Annotated in this window: 22 protein-coding genes and 2 pseudogenes; 18 read left to right on the top strand and 6 right to left on the bottom strand. The window is 35.3% G+C overall.

Features of this window, described 5'->3' with window-relative positions; translation table 11 throughout:
• Nucleotides 1-295: 295 nt before the first annotated feature.
• The 6 genes and pseudogenes from tnpB (at nucleotide 296) to JFV29_RS23145 (ending at nucleotide 6,848) form a co-directional block, all read left to right on the top strand.
• Nucleotides 296-1,581 (top strand): annotated as a pseudogene (gene tnpB, locus JFV29_RS23170) (IS200/IS605 family element RNA-guided endonuclease TnpB).
• Nucleotides 1,582-2,465: 884 nt separating this feature from the next.
• Nucleotides 2,466-2,603 carry a hypothetical protein gene (locus JFV29_RS23165; protein WP_207205167.1) on the top strand — a complete coding sequence of 46 codons (138 nt, stop codon included), beginning with the start codon at nucleotides 2,466-2,468 and terminating at the stop codon, nucleotides 2,601-2,603.
• A gap of 358 nt (nucleotides 2,604-2,961) precedes the next feature.
• The gene (locus JFV29_RS23160) at nucleotides 2,962-3,603 is read left to right on the top strand and encodes a formylglycine-generating enzyme family protein (RefSeq protein WP_201188038.1); all 642 of its coding nucleotides are present in this window, start codon (nucleotides 2,962-2,964) and stop codon (nucleotides 3,601-3,603) included.
• Nucleotides 3,604-4,195: 592 nt separating this feature from the next.
• The gene (locus JFV29_RS23155) at nucleotides 4,196-4,699 is read left to right on the top strand and encodes a DUF2716 domain-containing protein (protein WP_201186621.1); all 504 of its coding nucleotides are present in this window, start codon (nucleotides 4,196-4,198) and stop codon (nucleotides 4,697-4,699) included.
• A 156-nt stretch (nucleotides 4,700-4,855) separates the two neighbouring features.
• Entirely contained in the window at nucleotides 4,856-5,764 is a 909-nt protein-coding gene (locus tag JFV29_RS23150) for a PhzF family isomerase (protein WP_201186620.1), read from the top strand.
• Nucleotides 5,765-6,104: 340 nt separating this feature from the next.
• Nucleotides 6,105-6,848, top strand: a complete 744-nt coding sequence (locus JFV29_RS23145; RefSeq protein ID WP_056530002.1) for an amidohydrolase family protein — start codon at nucleotides 6,105-6,107, stop codon at nucleotides 6,846-6,848.
• Nucleotides 6,849-7,346: 498 nt separating this feature from the next.
• Here the strand turns inward: JFV29_RS23145 and JFV29_RS23140 are convergent, their stop codons facing one another.
• Together JFV29_RS23140 and JFV29_RS23135 are read right to left on the bottom strand one after the other, a co-directional pair.
• On the bottom strand, nucleotides 7,347-7,877 hold the full coding sequence (locus tag JFV29_RS23140) for a PadR family transcriptional regulator (protein WP_201186618.1): 531 nt from the start codon (nucleotides 7,875-7,877) through the stop codon (nucleotides 7,347-7,349).
• Nucleotides 7,878-7,923: 46 nt separating this feature from the next.
• Nucleotides 7,924-9,105: a YhgE/Pip domain-containing protein gene (locus tag JFV29_RS23135; protein WP_201186616.1), complete on the bottom strand. Its 1,182-nt coding sequence runs from the start codon at nucleotides 9,103-9,105 to the stop codon at nucleotides 7,924-7,926.
• 401 nt (nucleotides 9,106-9,506) lie between these two features.
• Here JFV29_RS23135 and JFV29_RS23130 point away from each other — a divergent pair, with 401 nt between their 5' ends.
• The 3 genes and pseudogenes from JFV29_RS23130 to JFV29_RS23120 all read left to right on the top strand — a co-directional run.
• Nucleotides 9,507-9,962, top strand: a complete 456-nt coding sequence (locus JFV29_RS23130; protein ID WP_201188036.1) for a DUF4279 domain-containing protein — start codon at nucleotides 9,507-9,509, stop codon at nucleotides 9,960-9,962.
• Between the two features lie 170 nt (nucleotides 9,963-10,132).
• Nucleotides 10,133-10,951 carry an alpha/beta fold hydrolase gene (locus JFV29_RS23125; RefSeq protein ID WP_201188035.1) on the top strand — a complete coding sequence of 273 codons (819 nt, stop codon included), beginning with the start codon at nucleotides 10,133-10,135 and terminating at the stop codon, nucleotides 10,949-10,951.
• A gap of 137 nt (nucleotides 10,952-11,088) precedes the next feature.
• Nucleotides 11,089-11,307, top strand: a pseudogene (locus JFV29_RS23120) (GMC oxidoreductase); the annotation flags it as partial.
• Between the two features lie 210 nt (nucleotides 11,308-11,517).
• Here JFV29_RS23120 and JFV29_RS23115 read toward each other — a convergent pair.
• On the bottom strand, nucleotides 11,518-12,072 hold the full coding sequence (locus JFV29_RS23115) for a helix-turn-helix domain-containing protein (protein ID WP_201186615.1): 555 nt from the start codon (nucleotides 12,070-12,072) through the stop codon (nucleotides 11,518-11,520).
• Nucleotides 12,073-12,182: 110 nt separating this feature from the next.
• Between JFV29_RS23115 and JFV29_RS23110 the strand changes: the two genes are divergently transcribed.
• Nucleotides 12,183-12,767 carry a LysE family transporter gene (locus JFV29_RS23110; RefSeq protein WP_201186614.1) on the top strand — a complete coding sequence of 195 codons (585 nt, stop codon included), beginning with the start codon at nucleotides 12,183-12,185 and terminating at the stop codon, nucleotides 12,765-12,767.
• Between the two features lie 73 nt (nucleotides 12,768-12,840).
• Here the strand turns inward: JFV29_RS23110 and JFV29_RS23105 are convergent, their stop codons facing one another.
• Nucleotides 12,841-12,999 (bottom strand): hypothetical protein, encoded by a 159-nt coding sequence (locus tag JFV29_RS23105; RefSeq protein ID WP_157444057.1) that lies wholly within the window; start codon nucleotides 12,997-12,999, stop codon nucleotides 12,841-12,843.
• A gap of 371 nt (nucleotides 13,000-13,370) precedes the next feature.
• The gene (locus tag JFV29_RS23100) at nucleotides 13,371-13,952 is read right to left on the bottom strand and encodes an LOG family protein (RefSeq protein WP_201186613.1); all 582 of its coding nucleotides are present in this window, start codon (nucleotides 13,950-13,952) and stop codon (nucleotides 13,371-13,373) included.
• 97 nt (nucleotides 13,953-14,049) lie between these two features.
• On the opposite strand from JFV29_RS23100, the gene JFV29_RS23095 reads away from it, so the two are divergent.
• The 8 genes from JFV29_RS23095 (at nucleotide 14,050) to JFV29_RS23060 (ending at nucleotide 22,047) form a co-directional block, all read left to right on the top strand.
• Nucleotides 14,050-14,379: a MazG nucleotide pyrophosphohydrolase domain-containing protein gene (locus JFV29_RS23095; protein ID WP_201186612.1), complete on the top strand. Its 330-nt coding sequence runs from the start codon at nucleotides 14,050-14,052 to the stop codon at nucleotides 14,377-14,379.
• Between the two features lie 108 nt (nucleotides 14,380-14,487).
• Nucleotides 14,488-15,003, top strand: a complete 516-nt coding sequence (locus JFV29_RS23090; RefSeq protein ID WP_057219775.1) for a histidine phosphatase family protein — start codon at nucleotides 14,488-14,490, stop codon at nucleotides 15,001-15,003.
• Nucleotides 15,004-15,086: 83 nt separating this feature from the next.
• A complete protein-coding gene (locus JFV29_RS23085; protein ID WP_098177984.1) occupies nucleotides 15,087-15,626 on the top strand; it encodes a DUF1697 domain-containing protein in 540 nt (179 codons plus the stop codon).
• 213 nt (nucleotides 15,627-15,839) lie between these two features.
• Nucleotides 15,840-16,265: a 3-hydroxyacyl-ACP dehydratase FabZ gene (gene fabZ, locus JFV29_RS23080; RefSeq protein ID WP_201186611.1), complete on the top strand. Its 426-nt coding sequence runs from the start codon at nucleotides 15,840-15,842 to the stop codon at nucleotides 16,263-16,265.
• Nucleotides 16,266-16,789: 524 nt separating this feature from the next.
• A complete protein-coding gene (locus JFV29_RS23075; protein WP_098177981.1) occupies nucleotides 16,790-17,980 on the top strand; it encodes a glycine C-acetyltransferase in 1,191 nt (396 codons plus the stop codon).
• Nucleotides 17,981-18,021: 41 nt separating this feature from the next.
• Complete coding sequence (locus JFV29_RS23070; protein WP_201186610.1) at nucleotides 18,022-18,981, top strand: L-threonine 3-dehydrogenase; 960 nt, start codon at nucleotides 18,022-18,024, stop codon at nucleotides 18,979-18,981.
• 206 nt (nucleotides 18,982-19,187) lie between these two features.
• A complete protein-coding gene (locus JFV29_RS23065) occupies nucleotides 19,188-20,582 on the top strand; it encodes an amino acid permease (protein WP_201186609.1) in 1,395 nt (464 codons plus the stop codon).
• A 190-nt stretch (nucleotides 20,583-20,772) separates the two neighbouring features.
• Nucleotides 20,773-22,047: an IS110 family transposase gene (locus JFV29_RS23060; protein WP_201185507.1), complete on the top strand. Its 1,275-nt coding sequence runs from the start codon at nucleotides 20,773-20,775 to the stop codon at nucleotides 22,045-22,047.
• Between the two features lie 596 nt (nucleotides 22,048-22,643).
• On the opposite strand, the gene brnQ is transcribed toward JFV29_RS23060, so the two are convergent.
• Nucleotides 22,644-23,978 carry a branched-chain amino acid transport system II carrier protein gene (gene brnQ / locus JFV29_RS23055; protein ID WP_201186607.1) on the bottom strand — a complete coding sequence of 445 codons (1,335 nt, stop codon included), beginning with the start codon at nucleotides 23,976-23,978 and terminating at the stop codon, nucleotides 22,644-22,646.
• Nucleotides 23,979-24,236 lie beyond the last annotated feature (258 nt).

The raw sequence follows: 24,236 nt of genomic DNA, 5'->3' as shown, positions 1-24,236 counted from the left end.
GTTTGAAAAAACTTGTTTAAGTGTTTTAATATTGCTAGGTCTTTAATGGACAAGCTATGAGTCATATAAATTTAATAGATTTGTAAGTGCATAGAAAAAATGATCAAACTTTTATAAAGTCTATGTCAAATTTTAATGTTGATTAGTTAGAAATTAAAAATAGAGTTGATTCTACAATACAGTAGAATCAACTCTATTTCGTTTATTGTGGATTTTGATAATTTATCATTTCCCGCCAGAAGACTCCCTCTTCAAGCGTGTGAAGGGCGAGAGCCCAACGGTAAGGGGGAGATGAATGGAGGTTGGCATAAGCCAAAGTAATCTTTTGACAAACATACGTTCTGTGGTTGATTATAACTATAAGGGGGTGAAACCAATGGTCGTAAACAAAGCTTATAAATTTCGAATCTATCCAACTAAAGAACAACTAGTTCTAATCAATAAAACGATTGGCTGCTCCCGTTTTGTCTATAACTTCTTTTTAGGCAAACAAAAGGAGAAAGATGCCTACTGGTATATTTGTGAAGAAATGAAGCAGAACGGCCAACTGCCCTCTAATGAATGGAAAAGTTCTTTTCTGAATAAATACGCAACAATCAAAGAACTTCCAGCTTTAAAGAAAGAGTATTCTTTCCTAAAAGAAGTAGACAGTATTGCCTTACAGAAATCGGTGGAAAATTTAGCAGATTCCTATAGTCGATATTATAAAAAGCAAAACAAGTCACCACGCTTCAAATCGAAAAAGAATCCTATCCAGTCCTATACGACTAAACATACGAATGGGAATATTGAAATTGTTGGAAACAAAATCAAATTGCCAAAACTCGGTCTAGTGCGTTTTGCTAAAAGCCGCGAAGTCGAAGGGCGAATCATCAATGCCACAATCAGGCGGAACCCTTCGGGTAAATATTTCATTTCCGTTTTAGCCGAAACCAATGTACAAGTACTTCCTAAAACGAATCGTTCGTGCGGTGTAGATGTTGGTTTGAAGAACTTTGCTATTCTTTCAGATGGTACGGTCTATCAAAATCCAAAATTCTTCCGGACGGTCGAAAAGGAATTGGCCAAAGCACAACGGATTCTTTCAAGGCGACAAGAAATAGCCTTGAATCAAAATAAACCATTGGCTGAAGCCAAAAACTATCAAAAACAAAAACGAAAAGTGGCTATCCTACACGAAAAAATTTCAAATGCCCGAATGGATTACTTACAAAAAGTTTCTACCGAAATCATCAAAAACCACGATGTATTGGAATGGAAGACTTGCAAGTGTCGAATATGATGAAAAATCACAAACTAGCTAAAGCTATTAGTGAAGTATCTTGGTACCAATTCAAAAAAATGTTGGAATACAAAGCAAACTGGTATGGTAAACAAATCGTGACCGTATCTAAAACGTTTGCTTCTAGCCATTTGTGTTCTAGCTGCGGTTACCAAAATAAAGACGTTAAACATCTGAATCTTCGTGAATGGGATTGTCCTTTTTGCTCTACTCACCACGATCGAGATATTAACGCAGGACTCAATCTAATGAATGAAGCCATAAGGCTTCTAACCGTAGGAACTACGGGAGTAGCCTAATTAAAAATTGGCCGATAGGCTAATGTTCTTAGGAATCCCCCACTTCAATCAGACCGTAAGGTCGATAAGTGGTGGGTAGTTCAAAATTAAGTCTGATTGTTTGTAGATTGAAGTACAGCATTTGGGGGATAACTACAATGTTCGTAATAGCCCCTTTATTTTGGGCATAGTCGTTACTCTCTAGTAATAAGTGAGGGTAGTGGATGTGCAACGATAGGAGTATTAATCATAATATTCCCTATTCTTTTTATAGCTGGGGTAGTTCTTTTTTGGATATGGGATTGATAAAAGAAATTTAAATTATTATTGGTGTAGTCGAAACAAGTATGATTATTAAAGAGACAAGTACAGTGAAAACAAGAATATAACCATTTCCTTTTATCATTAGATACCACGAACCTTTTTTAGTTTTTTGTACAATAAGTCGAAGTTAGTAGGAATTATCTACACAGAGTAAATCCTTGTTGAACTAACTGGTGCGTTAGTTCATTCATGAAGGAACACAATAATGATCAATCTTTTTTATAAAAGAATAAATCCAATTAATAAGGGCATGTTTTGATTAATCTATTTTCAAAACATGCTCTTCATATTTGTTTTTATATCCAGGTTAAAAGCGTTAATTTAAGCAAACTTTATTTTAAAGCTACACAAAGGGGGGCATTCATAATACTACTTTACCCATTGAAGGCAAATTATCCAATTGAAGAGCTGTGTCAGGCTTTTTTTAAAGTAGACGGTTAGCGAAGAACAATGGGGGAAATACTAAAGGGAAGGATGCTTATTTAGAATTTTCAGAAAATAATATTGACAATAAAATGACGTTGTTATATATTATTTATAAGTTAAATTTATTGTTATATAACAGAAGGAGGAATCAGATGATGAACATTTATGATAAAGCCTATGAAAGTTATTTAAAGATTTGTGAAAGGTATGAAATGGAGTCGATCAACTTCGACCACTTCATCAAAAATTTAACCAAAGATCAGTTGGATGAATACAGTAAATTAGCCATTTAAATGAAAGGGCGTGATTGCACAAGATGGACCTCCCGGTTGATGTAGATGTAGAAGCCAAATAGAAACCCCACCAGTTGCTAAATGGAAACAGGTGGGGTTTTGTCATGTGTTTAAGTGTAGTTTTAAAATTAAGTCGTACTGTTTATAAAAAAGATGTACCGATTTGATTTTGGTTTTCCTTAATGAACTAGGAGGTTAGTTTAAGAAGGAATTTCTTAGTGAAAGAGTGAATTTAATATTTAAAGGAGTTGAAATAATGAGATTAGGATTAAGAAAAGATGAAATAAGGTTATAAAATCAAGATCATTAGGAGGAAGGTAGAGTGTCTAATAAAATAAAGAGTTATATTGACTATCCTATGGTAAAAATTCCAGGGGGAGAAATAGAATTAAGAGACGATAGAATAAAAAGCAAATGGAAAGCTGAAATAAGACCGTTTCTTCTTGCCCGGTATCCTGTAACGGGTCTATACTATGCTATTACAAATAAATCACCTAATTCTTTTGACGGAGATCTAAAACCGGTTGTGAATATTTCTTGGAATGATGCAATTTCTTTTTGTAATCTACTGTCACAGAAAGCTGGACTGAAAGAGTGTTATTCTATAAGTAATGATGGTGAAAACATTATTTGTGATTGGGAATCAAACGGTTATCGACTTCCTTCAGAAGCAGAGTGGCAATATGCATGTAAAGCAGGGACTACTGGTTATAGATACGGAGAGCTTGATAAGATTGCCTGGTATAACGAAAATTCAGGAGGCAAGATCCATGAAGTAGGAAGAAAGGAACCGAATATATGGGGTCTGTATGATATGTTAGGGAATGTTTGGGAGTGGTGTTGGGATTTATATGATGAACAAGTGTACGGCTCCTACCGAATTTTCCGAGGGGGTAGCTGGGCTGAAGAGGCCAGGGGTTGTGGGGCTTCGTGTCGTCGACGTAGCCATCCGTCATTTTGTATAGACGACCTTGGATTCCGTCTTGCCCAGTCTTTTTAACTTCAACAAACAAGTCAACCTACGAGGTTTTACAGCACAACTAACGGATAACAGTGACTGGCTACACGTGTTTGTTTAATGAGATGAAATCCAAAAAAACGGGTTCATTCCACGTAGGAAAATCTGCTTTTTTTATTGATAAAACCTAAATAATTTTTTATTTAAGCCCTCTTTAAAACAGAAAAGATCCCTCATATAGCTCCCGAACCATCATTCAGAGCTTAGATTTTCTATTGCCATTTTTATCTTGGAATAGGAAGTAGATCTCATTATGATTGCATCTGAAATTATATGAATAAAATCCACCCTGGCTAGATCCTCTACCTTTCTCATACAACACAAACTTAGAATTATATATGCTAAGATTTATTAATGTAACCATTTATAATGGGATGCATTTTATTCAATTTTATCTATTTTGTTCTTGGAATGAGGAGATTCCTAGACTTTGTTATTGAACTAACGGGTGCTTTACTTCAAAAACAGGGGTTGCTGTGGCAGCCTTTTTCTTATGGGACTAACTGGGCAGGTTAGTTCTACAAGAAATGATATAATAACCCTCATTAAAAGCATCGTAAAGGTGGCTATTCAAATGGAAAATTGGATTGAATTATCTACATTAGAATATAAAGCGGTATGGGATAGGATATATGATGCATTTAAATTTGAACCGGCTATGTCAGACTTTCCATCTTTTGAAGTGCCAAATCCATTTATCACTTATGATGTATCCAAGTATTTAAACGTGTCCGTAGATTTAGATACTTATGATGAGATTTATAATGACCTAGAGGAAAAATCATTGCTTGTCTTTCAAGAACTCACACAGAAAAATGAATATATGTATGCGTTAGATTGGCAACATCCAGGTTATTGGATAAACCCCCGTTTGGAGTTTCCGAAAAGTGAATTTGATGAATGGACAGTACCTATTTTTCCAAACGGTGATTATTACTTTTTTATTCATAAGAATTTTGAATGGGGATTATTAGGGCACCCTTGGGAAAGAACCATAACTATTTTTGGAAAAGAATTGATAAAGGTTTTGGAAAAACATCAACCAAAAATGTTTCAAAAAATATTACGTCAGGGATAATGTAAACCTTGTTGAACTAACAGGTGCTTTACTTCAATAACTGTGGTTGCTGCGGTTCCTTTTTCTTGTGGAGCTAACGGGGTAATTTTTAATATAATAAGAATTATAGATAGTATAAAGGACCGGAAATTCACTATATTAAAGGTGGGAAATGACATGGCAAGAAAGTACCGATTATATCAAATTGATTCATTTACGAAAGAAAAATTATCAGGTAATCCTGCTGGTGTAATTACAAATGCAGATGGTTTATCTTCGGGTGAGATGCAGAGGATTGCTAGAGAGCTTAACAATTCGGAAACGGCATTTATATTTAAATCAGACAATAGCGAATCTGATGTACATATTCGTTTTTTTACGCCTACTCATGAGGTTCCTATCTGTGGACATGCGACGATCGCTGCCCACTATGCTCGTGCAGTTGAAAATAGTTTAAATACAGGTAAAGTTTATCATAAAACTGGTGCCGGCATTTTACCAGTCGATGTGATTAATGAAGATAATGATTACAAAATTATAATGACCCAGGGTAGAATAAGTTTTGATGCGGTGATTGATGGTCTAGCTTTAGAAAACATATTTACAGCTTTCAATATTAGTGAAAATGATTTATTAGAAGATTGTCCAGTACAAATCGTTTCTACCGGGCATTCCAAGGTGATGATTGGAATTAAAAATTCGGAACTTCTTCACCGATTAAACCCTAATATGGATTTACTAACAAAAGTCAGTGGATTAATTAATTGCAATGGTTTCTATGTGTTTACGATGAATGCTCCCGACTCCGAAATCTTAATTCATGGAAGAATGTTTGCTCCAGCAATTGGTATTAACGAAGACCCTGTTACAGGTAATGCGAACGGCCCTTTAGGCGCATACTTAATACACCATGGACTTGTCAAACATGATAATACTTTATTTAGTTTTAAAGCAGTGCAGGGCGAAGCTATAAACCGGGCGGGTGTCATTGAAGTTCAAGTGAAAATTTGTAATCAGGAACCAGAGGAAGTAAGGATTGCGGGAAATGCTGTAATCGTATTTAAGTCCGAGTTATTACTTGAATAGCCATTCAACGTGCGTTAGCTTAAGATCGAGGCTGTCTTAAAAGGCAGCTTTTTAATGGTTCAGGTTAGCTTAACCTGGACCATTAATATTATTGTAGCGTATTTAGATTTTGTGCCCTTAATAACCTTACAACTACCTCGAGGTTGAGTGAATAATTCCTTGTTACAAATACTATTAGTTTTCTTCTTTCAATAAGGCAGGTTGCTGAGGCAGCCTTTTTCTTATGGCACTAATGGGGCAGGATAGTGCAATAAGATAAACTTATGAATCTGTATTAATAACCCACAATTTTATTTATGCACCATAATTGATATGTTAAAGAAAAGAAAGGGGATTTGAAATGAGAATTTTTGATGCACATTTTCATATTATTGATTTTGATTTTCCAATCATCGAAAACCAAGGATATTTGCCACCCAGCTATGTTGTAGAAGATTATCAAAATGAAACTGCTGATTTGAATGTATTAGGTGGAGCGATTGTATCTGGGTCATTCCAAGGGTTTGACCAAGAATATTTATTGAAGGCACTTAAACAAATGGGTTCAACATTTTGTGGCGTTACGCAATTGCCTTTTACTGTGACGGACGAAGAGATTATAAGTTTAAATAAAAATGGGGTAAAAGCATTACGTTTTAATATAAAACGAGGTGGTTCAGAAGATTTATCGAAGCTCGATTACTTTGCAAGGAGAGTTTATGATTTAGTAGGGTGGCATAGCGAACTTTATATTGATGCAAAAGAGTTACCCGAAATTGCATCTACTATTGAAAAATTACCTGCCATATCAATTGACCATTTAGGATTATCTGAAGAAGGATTACCTCATTTATTAAGGCTGGTGGATAAAGGCATTCGAGTTAAAGCAACTGGTTTTGGTCGTGTAGAATTGAATATTGAGAATGCCTTACACTCTATTTATGATATTAATCCAGACGCTCTTATGTTCGGAACAGATTTGCCATCTACAAGGGCGAAAAGACCTTTTGAGTATGCAGACATTGAATTGATTCAGCGTCTATTTGATGAAAAAGCATCCGATAAAATATTGTACACGAATGCGTTAAAATGGTATTTTAAGTAATTCAGCCTTAAGATTTAGAATGAAAATTTAAAGTTTGTGAGTGAGTACACGTAAACTCTTTTTTTTGTATGGAGCTAAAGGGAAAAGCGCCTAGGCACTCCATTTTATTAAGCTTCATGATGGGAAAACTTAATTTAATCTTTTGTAATCATATAGGGAAACAATTTAATTATGAATAGAAAACTAAGAGCCTTACTACCAAGAATGTTAGTAAGGCTCTTTAAAATTTTTAATTTTCAATGGGTTAACAAAGTTGGTTAATTCATCTACAATTCAGTAACCCCTGCGACTGCTAATTCTTGTTTTGCTTATTCTAGTCGTTCTTTATTTATATCAGCTAATAATAGTGTTCCTTTTTTACCAACTAATTCAGCAATCGCTTTGCCCATTCCGCCTGAACCACCAGTAATGACATATACATTATTCATTTTGTGAACCTCTAATTACTTTTTGATCTAATGTATGGAACTCCTGCCAAAAATCATGCTCTGAGTAAACTTATAATTCATTAGTCTTAATCCTTCTAATTAACTCTTCAAACCAATATATTGTGTGATCTGTTCTGGTCGAAAAATAACCATCCAAAAATTCACGAATATTCTCGTTGCCTTTAGGGTCTGGCTCGAAATTCTCAAGCTGCTCCCAAATAGCCTTGATGGACTTTACTTTTTTTTCTAATATATCTACTACTTTATCCCGGTCTACATACTTGATGTTGGCTAAACCAACAATCATTTCCTTAATTTCATTCGAACTTTCAAATAATTTATAGATTTTATTTGGTAGTTCTTCGCGACCCTTAGCCGTAATCGCAAATACCTGTTTATCAGGCCGATGTTCTTCTTTTATCACTTCAACTGGCTCGACTAAACCTTGTTTTACTAATGATTCAAAATGGTAGTACAGTTTACTTTCAGTTAACCCGCCTAGGCGATCCAACGGAATGGGTTCTGAAAGCTGCTTTTTTAATTTATAAGGATAATTTTTATCTTCCATAAGCTTGCTCAATATAAAAATTTGAATAGACATTTCCTACGCTCCTTTAAGAAGTATTATCTCCTTATTGTAGCAAAACCTAAGCTGTGATTTCAGCCGCATTCTTTTCAGCTTCTGTTTCAGAAACCTGTCCTGGCATTGGTTTTTGAATAAACGCGACAATAGTCATATTAATTAACATCGAAACAGCACCAACCGCAACCATTGACCAAATATACGGACTTGGACTAATGCTGCCATATAGGTTTGCAAAGTACGCTTGCACCGAGTAATACATTGGTGAAATGTGGCTCATCCATTCATATGGTAAATGCATCATATCACGTGTAATAGTGGCACCATTTGCTATTGTTTGAATTAATAAAATCGGTAAGTTTAAAATCATGCCGCCTTCACCTAATAAGAAGATTAAAATCGCTGTGAAATTAAAACATACCATATAGTTTAAAATTTGTTGACCTACTATACTGAAGAATAGGTCACCGCTTGGCTTGTCAATTAAATACGCTACACCTACAGCAACGAGTGATGAAATAACTGCAATCAATAATGCAGCTAATTGCACATAAATGAATAAACGTGTTTTACTAGCTTTTCCTCGACTGGCTTTAAATGCACCTACTAATTGCATCGCTCCAATCATCGCCCCAACATAACCGGCCATTGTTAAGAACATTGGCAGCATATTATTATTCATACCATCTGGTATTTCGTTGATTGTAACTACATTTCCGACATAGGATTTCTCAATCTTTTCCGCTAATTCAGCGGCTTGCTTTTCTGGTACATTAAAGTTCATCAATACGCCCTGGGCTGTTTGTTGTGAGAATTGTGTGCTTAACTGATTGTTAATTTCAGTTACGATAGCATTCATGGTAGAAGAAACGACTGTTGCCCCTGCCTCATTGATTGTAAAGTCAATGCTTGATGATGCTTCACCTTTTTGCATATTCGCAGAGAAGGTTTTTGGGATGTGTACGACTAATGCCAAATCATTTTTCTCTAAATCTTTTAAGGCTTGTTTATTGGTTATATCCGTCTCGATTTCTTTAAAGGGTAAATTTTCTTGTAACTTTTCGGCAATCATCGAACCATTTTTACCGGCATCATCATTGATGATAGCGATAGGTAATTTATCGACATTTCCTGGAATGGCTGTATACCCAGGCAAGAAGATGCCTAGCATGGCAACAGCATAGAAAATCCCCATAAAGATTGCCGCAGTTGCCCCTCTTGTTTTTAAGAATTTAGTAAATTTCATCTGTTGAATCCATCCTTTTGAGTTAATTTTAACATGTTACTCCATTCAAAGTACTCAAGTTAGAGTAGTTTAAAATAAGTACTTTGAATTTTATTTTATTTTTTTCAATAAGTCAATTGAAAAATTTTATGCAGAGGAAAAAACCCCCAACAAAGCAGGACGTCAAATCTTCTACTTTGTTGGGGGTAACTATTAGGGAGATCATTTGTAACTTGAATTCCTTCGGCAACCTTGTATGCAAAAAAACCCTTCTCTAACTCCCGTATATGACCATGATTACCCAAAAAGGAGCAACAGTAACTCTCATGCAGCTAACGGGGCAGGATAGTTGAATAAGGGTGATATAATAATTCTCATATAAAAGATGGAAAATGAGAACTATCGGGAGTGGAAATTTGACCTTGGACAAAACTCAAGTAATGGTTTACTTCAGCTTGTATGGAGCAGCTGAATTTCCAATAGATTATGCGACCAAAACGTTGGAAATTAAACCAACAAAAACCTATAAAAAGGGTGAAGTCATCGTAAGACCTTATAATCCAAATGTTATTTCAGCGAAAACTCTTTATCGAAAAGAAACAGCCTGGGAATTAAGTACAGGCTATCAAGAATCCTTTGATGTGAAGGAACAAATGGACCAGATTTTAGGACCGTTAAAAAATAAAGCGGCTATAATAAATCAGTTAAAAACAAAGTATAAACTGGAATGTAAAATCTTCATTGTTATTATTATGGAAAATGGAGATTCACCGGGTTTGTATCTGGATCACGAACAGATTGAATTTGCAAATAGTGTTAAGGCTGAAATTGATATTGATTTGTATGCAAACCCTTATGAAAATGATTTTGAAGACTAAAAAAGCACAAACCTTCTTCAACTAACAGGCGCTTTACTTCATTACCAGGAGCATCAGCAGCTCCTTTTCTTATGCAACAAAAGGGGCAGGTTGTCGAAGAAGGAATTGAAGAAACAAAAAGAGAATAGGTACTGTTAGTTAGAATGATTTTTATAGAAAGAAGGATTAATATGGCATATTGCAAAGTTCGGCAAGCTGAAATTTATTATGAAGATTTAGGGGAAGGTAAACCAATTTTATTGATACACGGTTATTCTCCGGACCATCGATTAATGAGTGGTTGTATGGAACCTATATTTACTAAGAGGGAGGGGTGGCGACGTATTTATATTGACCTACCTGGAATGGGATTAACAAAAGAATATAACGAAATAAGCAGTTCTGATGAAATGTTGAATGCTGTTTTAGATTTTATTCAAGCTGTAATTCCTAACCAAGAGTACGTAATTGCTGGGGAATCTTACGGTGGCTATATAGCTAGGGGCATTATTGAAAAGCATCAAGAACAAATACTCGGTGCAGCATTTATATGTCCTCTTATTATTCCTCTTCCAGAAAATAGAACAGTTGAGAAACATAAAATATTGAGAACAGATGAAAAGTTTATTGAAAATTTATCAAAGGATGAATTAGAAGATTTTAGAAATAACAACATTGTACTTGATGAGTATACATGGTTAAGGTACAACAAAGAAATTCTAAGTGGTTGTAAAATTGGAGATGAAAAGTTTCTAAATAAGGTTAAGAATAAATATGGGTTTTCTTTTAAGATTGACCAGTCTGATTTTATTAAACCCAGTGTATTCCTGTTAGGAAGACAAGACTCTTCGGTTGGATATAAAGATGCTCTTGACATAATAAACAAGTATCCGCGAGGAACATTTGCTGTATTGGATACAGCAGGTCACAATTTACAAATTGATCAACCACAACTTTTTAGCACTCTATTAAATGAATGGTTGGATAGAATTGAAGAGTTCCAAAACTAATCATTAACGCAGAAAAGTGTAGTTTGTGAAATATAGTACTTAAACTAATGGGTGCTTTACTTCAATAAGGCAGGTTGCTGAGGCAGCCTTTTTCTTATGGCACTAACGGGGCAGTTTAGGTCAACAAGGATATCAATGAAAAAGGAGTTGTTGATGAATTCCTAAATGTCTTTGGTACCAAAAATCTTAAAGTCGCTGATCTTTCTGTCGCTCCTATTTTACCAGACGGTAACACTTCAATACCTACTCAGATGATCGGTTTAAATGCTGTAAGATTCATTCAAAATAATCCTCACCCTATCGTAGTTGATGATGATGAATTTGAGGATTTCGAAGAAAGTGAATCAGACGAGTAAAACATGGAATGAATTTTGGATTATAGACTCTAAGAGAGGTTTACATTTTATTTAAGTAGAAAATAACACCTTCTTCTTCACCGGTGCGTTAGCGCCATAAGAAGGCCGCCTTTTTGGCGGCCTCAATTGGCAGGTTTAGTAATAGCTTCATTGTTACAAAGGCACAAATAAAAACAGAAGAAAAACCCCGTTCTTGTAAGACGGGGTTTTTTAAGTTGGATAATATAAGATCATACTTAATCGAGTTAATGTTTCCCCTGAATTAAGATAGTCATGGGGTTTGTCAGCTTTGAATCTGATAGAATCACCATTTCTTACTGTGTATTCATTGTTATTTACACGTACAGTTAGTTCCCCTTCAAAAACAGTTAAGAGCTCTTCAGTTCCCTCTCTGTGCGAATCAGCACTTAGGAATCCACCTTTTTCTATCTCGATTGAATAAACTTCAAAGCGTTTATCATCTTCGAAGGGAAAGTAGGGATAGACTCGATATTTTCCGTTGTCTTCAGATAATGTTTGAATATCACTTCTTAGAACAACTTTTGTATCTGGCTGCGGATTATTTATTAGAGAAGTAAAAGAGATCTTTAAGCCATTTGCAATTTTCCAGATCGTTGTAATAGTGGGACTCGATCCTCCTCTTTCAATTTGACCAATCATTGTTTTACTTACTCCAGTCAGCTCTGCGACTCTTTCAAGGCTTAATTTTTTACTTTCTCTAAAGGCTTTTAAGTTTTTTGCAAGGATAAGATTTATTTCCTCCATAAATACACTCCTTTATATACAATATAACGTCCGTATTGTACAATAAAAAGTAAAACGTTATATTGTTCATTTTAGACATTATAACATACATCACAGAAGGAGGGTCCAATATGCCTTTATTGTCGTTTTTGCTATATGTTTTTGTTACTAGTTTTACACCAGGTCCTAATAATATTATGGCAATGTTATTCGCTACCAAATACGGGTTTAAAAAGACACTTGGATTTTGTTTAGGAGTAGGTGCAGGTTTCTTTGTAATCATGATATTGTCCAGTTATTTTAATCTTTTGCTTAAAAATTTCATTCCGAAAATTGAATTTTTTATGACGTTCCTAGCTGCAATCTATATGTTGTATCTGGCTATAAAAATAATAAGTAGTAAAAATAATGATAAAGACGATGATGGGGATAAAAATAACCGCTTTTTTTCAGCTATGCTTTTACAATTCGTAAATCCGAAAGGTATTTTATATGGCATAACAGCAGTATCAACCTTTATCATTCCATATCATACTTCAAATTTCAGCTTACTATTTTTTTCATTTTTTCTAGCTTTTGTTGGTTTCCTTAGTACTATGAGCTGGAGTGTGTTTGGTTCGCTGTTTCAAAGGTTCCTAAAAAAGTATAGAAGTCAGTTTAATCTAATTATGGCTTTGTTATTAGTGTATAGTGCAATTTCGATTCTTGTAGAATAAAACAGGTTTCTTGTTAAACGGGTGCATTAACTCATAGGTGGTTACCCTAAAAAGAAAAGTTGTTTACTGTACCTTAATTTCCTAAATTAGAGTCCTTTTCTTTTTTATTATGAAAAAATCCAACAAATACTATACCTAAGTTAGCATTAGAATCTGATATTAGAAACTCATTTATATCTGACAATAATCCTACTAATTCAGCAGTAAAGCTTATAATTTCTATGAAATTCATTGATACCCTGCCCCCCTTCTTCGCTAGGCTTACGTGATTGAGCCATATAATAGGTTATATTTACTAAGGTGAAATGAGTTTGTAATTGCTAAAATGATTTCTTATAATTGTTCTTATAATATGAAGTGAATTGACAAACAGGAAAGTTAACCAAGTGCCCATTATCATTTTTGGATATTTAGGTAGCTCTTCAAAAAACCAAAAGAATCGTAGTTTGCTAAATCAAAATAATAAAAGTCCCTATCTATGTTGATAGGGACTTTTTGTGGATTTTGAATAAAGTTTGATAAAAATCCTGTTGGATATGTACCGGGATTGTTACATCTTCAACTAAAGGGGCAGAAGAGTACGGGCCTGTTGTTTTTGAATAATCAGGTTTGTTTTTCAGTAATAAAAGATTTTACGGTTGGTGGTTCATATGTATTAAATTGATCAAGTAGGCCATTTGGTTCTACATCTACCAGCGCCATAGAACGGTATTTTTCATGCAGGAACTGTTCATCAGACATATGATTAAATAAAGCAACAAGAGGATCATAATAATGATTAATATTTAACAATCCACAAGGTTTATGATGAAGTCCTAACTGAGCCCAGGTAAAAATCTCAAAGAACTCTTCTAATGTTCCTGGCCCACCTGGCAAAGCTATAAAACCATCGGCAAGTTCTGCCATTTTTGCTTTTCTTTCATGCATGGAGTCCACTACAATTAGTTCGGTTAGGTTCTTATGGGAGATTTCTCTTTTTTCTAGAAAACTAGGCATTACTCCAATTACTTTTCCACCAGCTTCCAAAACGGAATCTGCAACTGCCCCCATAATTCCTACACATGCTCCCCCATATACCAGTGTAATATTACGTTTAGCCAGTTCTTTACCCAGCTTTTTTGCAGCATCTAAATAGACATTAGATGCTCCTTTACTTGATCCACAAAATACAGCTAGAGTTTTCAATTAATATCACATCCTAATAAGTAGTCTTCCTTACTTATCATACAGAAATATGGGAATTTTGTTAAACTAAAATTATTAAAATGGAAGGTGGGTTAATATGAACGTAACTGAATTTCAACAATGGGTAAGAGAGTATTATGAAGAAAGGGGCTGGTCTGAATTAGACATTTTTATTCGGATTGGCTTTTTAGCAGAAGAAACTGGCGAGGTCGCACGGGCTATTCGCTCACTTGAGATTGGCAGGGATAGACCAGATGAAGTAAGTGGTTCGTTTGAGGAGAATAAACAGGAGTTAACCGAAGAATTAGGAGATGTGTTAGGTAATTTAATTGTGATTGCGAACAAGTACAACATCCCTTTAGAAGAAGTGTTTAATGCCCATAAAAAGAAACTATCTGAACGCTATTCTAATGCGAATAGCGTATAGAATCATAATTAAGTAACCTGATAAAGTTAAGCAGTTGAACCAGTAAGAGGAATCATATAGTACCTTGAAGAATTTATATAGGAATATAAATAAAGTAGAGGTGATTAAATGCAAATTTTATTGATTCGTCACGGTGAATCAGAAGATGACTTTTTAGAGAAGGATTACACAGGTTCTACTGATCTACCATTAACAAGTAAAGGTCTCATTCAAGTTAAGAAAATGTCTAATCGTGTATTAAACGAGTTTCCACCAGATTTTATTTGGAGTAGTACTTTGAAAAGAGCTAGTAAAGCAGCTGAGATTCTATCCAATACTATCGGTTGCCCAGTGGAATACTTAGATGACCTTATAGAAAAGCAAGAAACTGAGAGTAAACTAGAATTTAGGGTTCGTGGTGAACAAATTTTTTCTTTTATTAAAGAAAACAGTAAAGAGTTCAATAGAATTGCTATCATTTCACACGGTGGAATGATAACTAAAATTATTGAAAGTTTTCTGCAATTACCAACAGTTAATAATAATGTATGGTTTAATTCTGATAATACAGGAATTCATCTCCTTGAATATATTAGGAACGTGCAACTTATCCGATTTACTAATAGTACATCTCACTTAAATTAATATAGCTAGAAGGGCAGATTAGTGAGGTAGGAGTTAATGCTAGAAATAGGTTAAATGTGAAATGAAAAAAAGGAGGGGCAAAAATGACTATCTATATCGCCTTTCTGCGAGGGATTAACGTAGGTGGGCACAATAAGATAAAGATGCAAGAATTAAGGAACTTATTAACAAATATGGGGTTAGATAAAGTTAATACTTATATTCAAAGTGGAAATATTGTATTTCAGTCTGAGGAAAATGCAGAACAATTACAACATCAAATTGAGCAAGAGATTAGAAATTATTTTGGTTTTTCAGTAACCGTTATCTTGAGAACGGTTACAGAGTTGGAACAGATTATTAACAATTGTCCATACCCAGTTAACTTGTTATTGGAAGGTGAGAGTGTGCACCTTTCTCTCTTGGCAAAAGAGCCTTCAAAGGAAGGTATAAATCATTTACTCGACTTTAAAAGTGAAATGGAAGAATGTTATATAAAGGGTAAAGAAGTTTATCTATATTTACGTCAAGGTGTTCGAAATTCCAAGCTTTCTTCACAGCTTCAAAAGTTAGGTGTTCCAGCCACAGCACGCAATTGGAAAACGATCAAAAAGCTTGAAACCATGGTAAAAGCGATGCAATGAGTAGTTTGAAGAAATTCAGATAAAATAAGTTATTCAACAAACCAGTGCTTTACTTCATTATTAGGAGCTGATCAGTAGCTCCTTTTCTTATGGACTAAAGGGGAAGTATAGGTTGAAGAAGGACCGTTTTTAGTACCAACTATTAATACCAGATGATAGAATTGAATGAATAGTTAGTAATAAAATATTATTATTGTTATGGGGGCTTTAATGATGTTAGATATTCAAAAAATTAAGGAAGTAATTAGACATCGTTATCCATTTCTTTTAGTGGATAGGATTTTGGAATTTGAAGAAGGAAAAAGAGCAGTTGGTATAAAAAATGTTACAGCAAATGAGGATTTTTTTAACGGGCACTTCCCTAATTATCCAGTTATGCCAGGTGTATTAATTGTAGAGGCATTGGCTCAAGTAAGTGCAGTTGTGATGTTAACTAATGAAGGAAACCAAGGACGATTAGGGCTTTTAGCAGGTATAGATAAATGTCGTTTTAAACAGCAAGTAAAACCAGGAGACCAACTCCTTCTTGAAGTTGAAATCACGCGATTAAAAGGTCCTATTGGGAAAGGCAAAGGTATAGCTACAGTTGATGGGGAATTAGTTTGCGAAACAGAAATAATATTTGCATTTGGTGATTAAAAGTTATTAATTTTTGGTAAAAGTTTCCTTCTGGAAGCTTTTTTTGTTTAAGAAAGGTACAAATTTCATGTCAACTCTTTTTTTAAAAACATATTTCATATGCGATGAAACACGTACTGATCAGGTCTCTTTCGAAGTTCACTTTAATAAACAAGAAAACTGCCTTTAGTATTCATTTTTCACATCTATCGCCATGTTTAACTTCGAAATTGATGATGGAATTCTCTTCGTATTTTCTACGATTTAAACGCATTTTTGACCGGGATTTATTACAAAGCTACAAAAATTCCAAATTTTTTTGTCCACACAATATGGACAACTATAATTTTTTCTATTATTATGATTCTTATAACTATTAGTACAAAAGGATTTAGGTTACTTCTTCGTGTATTTTTGGAGAGGACACATGTATTTTCTTGAAAATGAGTAAAATTCAATATTCTTAAATGCAATGTTTGAGAATAGAGGTAAATCATAAAAAAAATCCTGCATTTATTCCAACCATCAATGAGGGGGTATGTGAAATGTCTAGTGAAATATTAAATCAATTTTTGAATGAAAATTTGGAAGATTTAAAAGAAAAAGGACTTTACAACGTTATTGATCCGGTAGAAGGTCCAAATGGTCCGGTAATTACCATTGCAGGCAGAGAGTTAATTAATTTATCATCCAATAACTATTTAGGTTTAGCAACAGATCAGAGATTAATAGAGGCATGCATTGAAGCAACGAAAAAATATGGTGTCGGATCCGGTGCGGTTCGTACGATCAACGGAACATTAGATATTCATGTCAAATTAGAAGAAAAGCTTGCCGAATTTAAACATACAGAAGCAGCCATTGCTTACCAGTCTGGATTTAATTGTAATATGGCAGCGATTTCAGGAGTGATGGATAAACATGATGCCATTCTTTCAGATGAACTGAATCATGCTTCTATCATTGATGGATGTCGATTATCTAAAGCAAAGATCATTCCCTTTAAACATTCCGACATGGACGATTTACGGACAAAAGCACGTCAAGCAAAGGAGTCCGGATTGTATAACAAAGTCATGATCATTACCGATGGAGTTTTCTCGATGGATGGGGATATTGCCAAGCTTCCTGAAATTGTGGAGATTGCCGAAGAGTTTGATTTAATTACGTATGTTGATGATGCTCATGGTTCGGGTGTATTAGGTAATGGTGCAGGAACAGTAAAACATTTTGGGTTATCGGATAAGGTGGATTTCCAGATTGGAACATTATCCAAAGCCATTGGTGTTGTAGGAGGCTATGTAGCAGGAAAGAAAGATTTAATTGATTGGTTAAAAGTGAGAAGCCGTCCGTTTTTATTTTCAACGGCTGTCACACCAGGAGCAGTTGCAGCTTGTATAGAAGCCATTGATATTTTGATGAATAGCTCAGATCTTCAAAATAAGCTGTGGGAAAACAGCAATTACTTGAAAAAGGGCCTAAAAGAATTAGGGTTTGATATTGGAGAGAGCGAAACACCGATTACACCTTGCATAATAGGAGATGAAGCAAAAACACAGCAATTCAGTAAGAGGCTGAATGAAGAAGGTGTGTATGCTAAATCTATCGTATTTCCTACTGTTGCAAAGGGAACAGGAAGAGTGCGGAATATGCCGACAGCTGCTCATACAAAAGAGATGCTGGATCGTGCATTAGCCATTTATGAAAAAGTAGGAAAAGAGATGTCGATTATTTAAGGAATTGCTTGCTGCAGAGTGAAAAAGGGGAGGGATTTTTGATGAAAAAGATCTTAGTAACAGGGGCTTTAGGTCAAATTGGTTCAGAACTAACGCTGAAAATGAGAGAGATTTATGGATCAGACAATATCATTGCAACAGATATTCGAAAAACGGAGAGCGATGTTGCCCAATCAGGTCCATTTGAGATTTTAGATGTTACAGATGAAAAAGCGATGTTTAATATGGCAAAAAAACATGAAGTGGATACGATTATTCATTTAGCTGCATTATTGTCAGCAACAGCTGAAAAGAAGCCACTTTTAGCTTGGCATTTAAACATGGGCGGATTGGTTAATGCTTTGGAAGCGGCACGAGAACTTGATTGCCAATTATTTACACCTAGTTCTATTGGCGCGTTTGGTCCAACCACGCCAAAAGATTTGACTCCACAAGACATCATTCAACGACCGAATACGATGTACGGAGTGAATAAAGTATCCGGAGAGTTATTATGTGATTATTATCATCATAAATTTGGGGTTGATACGAGAGGTCTTCGATTCCCGGGACTGATTTCGTATGTTACACCTCCTGGCGGTGGAACAACCGACTATGCAGTTGAAATTTTCTATGAAGCGATTAAAAATAAAAGATATACTTCTTACATTGCTGAGGGAACGTATATGGATATGATGTATATGCCTGACGCTTTAGCTGCCATCATTACATTAATGGAGGCAGATGCCTCAAAATTAAAACATCGGAATTCTTTCAATGTGTCTGCTATGAGCTTTGATCCGGAGCAAATTGCAGCCGAGATTAAAAGGCATATTCCGGAATTTGTCATGAATTATGAGGTCGATCCTGCAAGACAATGTATTGCCGACAGTTGGCCTAATACAATAGATTCAACTTGTGCAAAGGAAGAGTGGGGATTTAAGGCGGAATATGATTTGGAGAAAATGACGAGGGATATGCTGATAAAGCTGAGATTAAAGTCACTTTTAGTTACGGCATAAATAAGCTACTAGCCGAATAAAAGAGTTGTAAAACTCTTTTATTCGAGTTACTATATTCAGATGTTTTGAATTTTTTTTAAACGTTATGTGATGCACTTTTTACAGCCATTAAAAAGTAAGCGCTTTCTATTGGCGTATAAAATTAAACAATCGGTCGATATGCCGTGCATCAAATTTCGACTATTAGTAGTGTAGGGGGAATTGGAATGGCCAACAAAGATTTGAACAGGGAGTTGAAAGGTCGTCATATTCAGATGATTGCTTTGGGCGGTACAATTGGTGTTGGTTTATTTATGGGTTCAGCCAGCGCGATCAAATGGACAGGTCCGTCCGTAATGTTAGCTTATGCAATCTCAGGGATTTTTATATTTTTGATTATGCGTGCAATGGGGGAAATGTTGTATTTAGAGCCAAGTACAGGTTCATTTGCAACATTTGGTTATAAGTATATTCATCCATTAGCAGGGTATATGACTGCATGGAGTAACTGGTTCCAGTGGGTTATTGTTGGGATGGCTGAAATTATTGCAGTTGGGACGTACATGCAGTATTGGTACCCGGATCTTCCTGCTTGGATTCCAGGTTTGATCGCAATGGTGATTCTTGGAGCAGCGAATCTAATTTCTGTTAAATCCTTTGGTGAAATTGAATTTTGGTTTGCACTGATTAAAATCGTAACAATTATATTAATGATTGTTGCAGGATTTGGACTTATTTTCTTTGGAATTGGTAACGGAGGAGAAGCTATAGGGTTATCAAATCTATGGGAACATGGTGGTTTATTTACAGGCGGTTGGAAAGGGTTCTTCTTTGCTCTTTCACTAGTTGTTGCAGCGTATCAAGGTGTAGAACTAATCGGGATTACAGCTGGGGAAGCGAAAGATCCGCAAAACACGATAACTAAAGCGATTCAAAGTACCATTTGGCGTATTTTAATCTTCTATATCGGTGCGATTTTTATTATTGTAACCGTTTACCCGTGGGATCAGCTAAGTTCAATTGGTAGCCCATTTGTTGCAACCTTTGCGAAAGTTGGTATTACAGCAGCAGCTGGAATTATTAATTTTGTCGTAATCACAGCTGCAATGTCAGGCTGCAATAGTGGTATCTACAGTGCAGGACGTATGCTTTATACTTTGGGAATAAATGGACAAGCGCCAAAATTCTTTGCGAAAGTATCTAATAGTGGTGTCCCTTTATTCGGTACGTTCGGTGTGATTGTTGGGTTAGCAATTGGTGTTGTTTTAAGTTATGTTGCACCAGAAAATTTATTTGTGCATGTATACAGTGCCAGTGTACTTCCTGGTATGATTCCGTGGTTTGTCATTCTGATTAGTCAAATTCAATTCAGAAAAGTAAAAAGTGCTGAAATGGTCAATCATCCATTCAAAATGCCTTTTGCACCTGTTACAAACTACTTGACCATTGCTTTCTTAATTATGGTATTAATCGGAATGTGGTTTAATGATGAAACACGTATATCGCTTATTGTAGGAATTGGTTTTCTAGGTATCGTTGTAATTAGTTATTACGCTTTTGGAATAGACAAACGTATACCAGTAGATGCTGCTCAGACAGATGATAAAGTGGCTAACCTATAATTTACTTGGATTTTAAATTATTGATTTACTTCAAAACCAGGGTTGCTGCGGCAGCCCTTTTTTTTGAAATCAAATAAGTAGGTTAGCATTCCTGTAGAGCGTTAATTATTAACTTTGAAAAAAATAGGGCTCCTCAGTAAGATATGAGTAAGACATCACTCTAACTCAAAACCTTAGGAGGAACCCTAATATGAATTTTAAAATGCAGGACAAACAAAATCAACTCATTGAACGAATTTCTGATCGACATCTCGTTGTTGGCGTGGATATCGCCCAACAATTTCACGTTGCTCGAGCTGTAAATTATCGAGGAATCGTGGTAGGTGATCCTCTTACTTTTGAAAATAACGAAGAAGGCTTTAACAGATTTCTAGAATGGATTAATAAACTAAAAGGTAAAAACAGCTTAGACACAACTATTGTCGGTATGGAACCTACAGGTCATTACTGGATTAATCTATCGAAATGGTTATCTAACGAAAAGATTGATGTCGTAACAGTCAATCCTCACCTTGTAAAAAGAAATAAAGAAAATCGAGATAACACTCAGTCCAAAAGTGATAAAAAAGACGCTCTCGTGATTGCGGATATGGTCAAGAATGGATACTATTCTTTTGTTCATGTGGCTTCAGAGTCTTTCGAAAAACTTCGAGTTCTTATGTCCAACCGTGACGTAATCGTAAAACGTCTCGTTAGTTCTATTAATCAATTAAATCGATGGGTAGATGTTGTCTTTCCTGAGCTACGACAAGTGTTTAAAGATGTGAAAGGAAAAGGGGCAATCGCAACTCTACGTTTGTTTCCGACACCAATCGAGTTAAGATCGATGCAACCTCAAGATATTGTAGCCAAATGGAAATCGGTAATGAAGCGTCAGCCTGGGTTGAAAAAAGCTTATCAACTTATAGATTTAGCTAAACGCTCTATCGGATCCCACCAAGCACATGATGCTTACAAGCTACATTTAGAACAACTACTGGAAGAGTATGATCTAGCTACAACGCAACTCGAAAGAGTGGAACAAGAAGTCACTAACGTGCTTCAACAAATTCCTTTCGCAAAGAAACTGTTGGCTATTAAAGGGATCAGTGAAATCTCTTTAGCTGGAATTTTAGGGGAAGCTGGAGATTTAAGTGGATTCGCCCACGGTAATTCTCTACTTCGTCATGCAGGGTTACATCTTTCCGAGGCGAGCTCTGGTAAATGGAAAGGTCAGATTGTCATTTCTAAACGTGGGAGATCCAGACTGCGGCGTTTCTTATACCTAGCGACGATGTGCCTTGTCATGAATAACCCTGAGTTTAAAGCGTTGCACGCTAATAATGTTAAGGTGAAAAAAATAAAGAAAATGAAATCCATTATGAAATTGGTTGGTAAACTGGCTCGAGTATTTGTAGGCATAGCCAAACGAAATGAATCTTATTCCCCAGAAAAATTACAACCTTTTTCAGCTCTAGCAGCCTAGTTTTTATTGAATAAATCATGCTTTACAGGTTCTCGAAGGGAACCTCACTTGAAAATAATTAACACTTTATTTTCAGCTTATTTTTTGTCGAATGTTTTCTTATTCGTAGGATTTCAAAGATGCACGGAGTACCAGATTTCTTGAACAAAAGGGCACCGACCCATTAGGTTAGCATAACTGGCCTCCACCCCTTGGATAGGCATGACGAAGGAATGAGAGGGCATATTTTTCGATGACCCGTTGAGACATGGGAGGGAAAGCCTCCAGGGGCGGCGTGGAGATTATGTGCATTATATGGTAGAATATGGAGTTTCCTATTGCTCCTTTATTTCACTATGCCTCCATGAAACCAAAATGATCTGAGCTCATTGCTTTTAACCGTTAATGTATTTTCAAGGGTTATGAAATCCTGCGAATAAGTGAGCATTCGAGAGATATAGCTATCATACTGAGGGAGTTCTATAAGAGTAAAGATAAAAGATGTAAACAAGGCAAAGTGGTCGGCCAATTTGAGATCATTTGTTATATCCATATTCATAAAAAAGCAGTCTAGGCATTAATCCTAGACTGCTTTTTAAAATACATTATTTATTTAATTAATCTACTTGATGATTAAGACGGAATTTCAATATGCTAGCGGCATACCCTATGAATCCTCCAACAATAGCTGGAATAATCCACCCTAGTCCTACCTCGTACAAAGGAAGAATTGCATTAAAGAAATTATTAATGGATGAAATGTGTATACCGGCTCCATTTAATCCATCAAATAAACTAACAATAAAAGTTAAAAGTAAGCTACCTTGATAAACTTCAGCCTTCCCTTTAAATAAAGAATGAAGGAATGTTAAGAAAATCAATACAATAGCTAATGGATAAATAGCTGTCATTACAGGTACAGAAAATGCAATTAACTGTGTTAGTCCAATATTGGCAACTATTGCACTAAAAATCGATAAACTAATAGCAATTGTTTTGTAAGGTAGCCTTGGAAATAGTTTATGGAAGTACGAAGAACAAGATGTAACAAGTCCTACGCTCGTTGTTATACAAGCTACTGTAATCATTAATCCTAATAATATCCCACCATAAGCTCCAAAATAGTAATCCGAGACTTTTGCTAAGATAATACCTCCATTATCCAAGTGTCCAAGTTTTTCTACACTTGAAGCACCCATGTAAGAAAGAGCTGTATAAATGGTTGCTAGGATAACGGCAGCAATTCCAGTTGCTTTTCCACAAACAATCATAATTTGTTTTTTTGTTTTTGCTCCTTTTTCTTTAATGGCATTAATGATAATGATGCCAAAAACAAAAGATGCAAGAGTATCCATTGTTAAATAACCTTCTCTAAACCCATTAAAAAATGGCTGAACTGTATAGTCCTTAACAGGTGCTTGAAAATCCCCAATTGGATTAACAAAAGCTACTACTACCAGGATTCCGATGAACGTTAACTTGATAGGTGTTAATATTTTCCCCACAATTTCGACAATTTTCGCGGGATTGAGCGAAAGAAGACACGTAATTGTAAAAAAGATGATTGTGAAAATAAGCAAAGGAAGCGGTCCAGAATTTTCGGGTAAGAATGGTTTTACACCTATCTCAAAAGAAACGTTTCCTGTTCTAGGCATTGCGAATAATGGACCGATTGCTAAGTAAAGAACGGTTGTGAATACAATCCCAAACACAGGATGTACGCGGCTTGCTAATGATTGTAAATCATCTTTTCCAGAAAAACCAAGTGCCAACACACCTAGTAACGGTAATCCAACCCCTGTTACTAAAAACCCAGCATTAGCAGTCCAGATATTCATTCCTGCTGATTGACCAAGCATCGGCGGGAAAATTAAATTTCCTGCCCCAAAGAATAGCGCGAATAACATGAAACCAATCACTACTATAAATGAAGATGGTACTTTATTAGACAAATTAAAACCTCCATGATAACTAAATTTTACTATTTTTAAAAAATATTAAATTTTCTAAAAATTAAACACGAACAAAATTAATAAGACGTATCGTATTATAACCAGATAATTTTAATATTTCAATATAAAATTTAATTTTTATTATATACCCTATTGACTAGATAGTCTACGTTGATTCCATATAGGAATTAGTTGACAGTATTTTATAACCGAGAGCGGCATAATTTTTTCCTAATAATAATAAAACATTTAAAATAG

The organism is Peribacillus sp. TH16, from assembly GCF_016651095.1.
In the GTDB taxonomy this organism is placed as follows: domain Bacteria; phylum Bacillota; class Bacilli; order Bacillales; family DSM-1321; genus Peribacillus; species Peribacillus butanolivorans.
This window is presented reverse-complemented; position numbering and strand designations above follow the sequence as displayed.